3 protein-coding genes are annotated in these 2,775 nt (G+C 63.9%); all 3 read right to left on the reverse strand.

What is annotated here, in order from left to right:
• Positions 1–174: 174 nt before the first annotated feature.
• The gene (locus QT222_RS03195) at positions 175–1,071 is read right to left on the reverse strand and encodes a hypothetical protein (protein WP_004060127.1); all 897 of its coding nucleotides are present in this window, start codon (positions 1,069–1,071) and stop codon (positions 175–177) included.
• A 94-nt stretch (positions 1,072–1,165) separates the two neighbouring features.
• On the reverse strand, positions 1,166–2,002 hold the full coding sequence (locus QT222_RS03200; RefSeq protein WP_491476284.1) for an RAD55 family ATPase: 837 nt from the start codon (positions 2,000–2,002) through the stop codon (positions 1,166–1,168).
• Between the two features lie 96 nt (positions 2,003–2,098).
• Positions 2,099–2,775: beta-ribofuranosylaminobenzene 5'-phosphate synthase family protein (locus QT222_RS03205; protein WP_491476285.1), on the reverse strand; the 677-nt coding region annotated here is incomplete at its 5' end.

The raw sequence follows: 2,775 nt of genomic DNA on the forward strand, positions 1-2,775 counted from the left end.
CCGCTCAGCATCGGCGCGGTCGCTCCGCTCAGCATCGGCGCGGTTGCTCCGCTCAGCATCGGTACGCTCGCTCCAGTCGGTATCTTCGTCGGCGGTTGCGGGCTCCCGCTCGGGTCGCCGTTCGTCTGTCGCGTCGTCTTCGGCTGTGTCGTCGGTCATCGTCGTCGGTGTTCGTCAGTCGTCGCCGTGGTCGCCGCTTGCCGCGGCTTCCTGTTGCGGTGACTCGTCGCTCGGCTTCGGTCGGTCTACTTCGCTGTTCGTCGCGCCGGTTGCCGCCTCGTCTAGGAGTTCCGCTACCTCTTCGCCGTCCTCATCGACCGTTCCGGCGGCCTCGAGTGCGGGTGGCCGCCCGGTGTGGAGCGTCGCCGACCCGAAAAACCCGCTCGATGGTGATAACTCGCGGAACGGTACACGGCACGCGGGACACCGCGGTTCCGTAAGGAGGTTCAGATGTACCGTCTCTCCACAGCCCCCGCACTTCGCCTTGTGCTCGTTGGCGTCGTTCGCAACGCGAAGGAGGTCCGAAAGCGCCTTGCGTTCGAGTTCTGCGGCCTCGATATCAGTCGCCCGAGACCGGAGGTCCAAGAGCACCTGTGCAACCGTGCGAAGGTTCTCATCGAGAGATTCCGTCGCCTCGTCGAGGTACGTGAGTATCTCTTCGAAGTTTTCGAATCCCGCGCCAAGCCGGTTGTCCAACTCCGTGACCCGGTCTCGAATGGCTTCGATATCGTCAGTTGCCCGGTCGAGACGTGCTTCCAACTCGAGGTGTTCGTGTCCCTGCGATGCTTTTTCGTCCGTCTCGCGTTTGACCTGTACGACCCGCATCCGAACGTCGGATATCTTCTCGTCGAGGTCGTCTTCGAGGTCGCCGACGCGACCTTCGACGGTATCGATGCGACTCGGAACCGACGCCGTGTCGTCGAGCGACTCTCCCGCATCGGTCACCGCGAGTCTGTAGATGCCCACTGCTCGCGTGAGCACCGTTTCCGGGTCGACGCCCTCTTCGTCGGCGCGTTCGTCGACCCACTCGCGAAGACCGTCCGGGAGTTCCCCTTCATCGTCCCCTTCCATCTTCGTTTGACGTTCGTCTCCGAACTTTAAGAACTATCGCCGCTGACGGACGCTCTACACAACTGTAACGTGTTTGTTGTTGACAAAAGGGAGGTTACCGTATCTTTCGGATGTCGCTCACGTCGAGTCCGCTCTCGTTGATATCCGTCTCGAATTGGACAATATTCTCAGTTTCCAGCCGTGAGAGGACGCCACGGAACTCTTGGACGACCATCGTCCGGGCACGCTTCGACCCGCCCGATTCCCACTGGAAGAGCAATGTCCCGCCAGTCGCACCTTTGAGGACGCCAAGCTCGGTATTCGAAAGCGCTTCGGTGCTCACGAGCACCAAGATGAGACCGCCCCACTGGTAGGACGCTTTTTCGAGCCCCTTGATGACCATCGCGATATCGGACCACGTCATCTCGTCTGACTGGCTCGCCACGAGGTCGGTCAACGAGTCGATGACGACGAGGTTCCCCGGTGCGTGCTCGCTCAGCGTGCTCCCGAGTGCGCCCAAGACGGACTCGCGGTTGTGGCGGTGGCCGAGGTCCTCCAGTTGCGTCGGCTGGCCGAGATACCACTCGCGCGGAATCGGACTGAGTTGGAAATACTCGGGCGAGAGGTCGTGAAATTCGATGTGGTCGCCCGCGGCGTCGACAACCTCGTCGTCCATCGTGTAGCCCATCTCGCGGCGAAGGTACTCTTCGCCGGCGGTGAACGAAATGTAGTGTATCTCCGGCGGTGGAGTGGCGTCGTCGTCGGGCGTTCCGTAGTGGAGATTAAACAGTTCCTCGTCGGCGTGCGAGAGTGCATTCATCGTGGCGCTCGTATAGAGGAATTCACGAGCGCCCGCTCCGGACTCTCCCGCGAGGAGAACGACGTTTCCCGGCGGGGCCCCACCGCCGATGATGCCGTCGAGTCGGGGGACTCCGAAGGGGATGTAGTCCATGTCACTCCCGACTCGACCCCGGCGGTTAGGCGTTTCGGGGACTCGCCGTACCGAACAACACCGCACACAACCCGCGAAGCGGGTGTCTCCCGAGAGTCAGCCCATTTGCGCGCCGTGATTCCGGCCCCGAGCGACTGTGACGGTTCCGTCGATGTCGGCCTCGGCGAGCGCCAGCCGCCCTGCTTCGACCGCTTCGTCAACGTGTTCGGCGTCGGTTACGCCGTAGACTGTAGGACCCCACGACGACTGCCCGGCACCGTAGACGGCCGGTGATTCCGAGAGTACCGAGACGAGCGCACCAACCGGTGGCCGGTAGACACCGCCCTGTTCGTCCGCGTACCACGTGCCGTTGAGTCGGCCAACCGACTCCACTGCCTCGCCGAAGCGCTCGGCGGACCCCTCCGCGAGCGCCGGAAGGAGCCGCCGGGTGACGATACCAGCGATTCGGTCGCTCGTCCGCGGGTCGGCACGTTCGACGACCGAGCGCATACTCGACTCTTCTGCCGCGCCGTTTCGGCCGGGGTCCGCATCGGGGACGACCAAAAGAAAGCGCCACTCGTCTGGGACCGGATGCCGGGCTGCGACGGCCGGAACGGTCCACGAGCCGTCTTCGGGTCGGTCAGTGGTAAATCGGGCTGTCGGGTGACCGGCGTCGACGACGGCTCCCCCATCTTCGAACGTGGCGACACCGACCCCGGAGCGACCGCCACGGCCCATCCCCGGTGCGAGCCTTCGAACGTCGGCTTCGCGTCCGTTCGCGGCGGCGACCGCCC

This window comes from Haloferax sp. s1 (genome assembly GCF_058382125.1).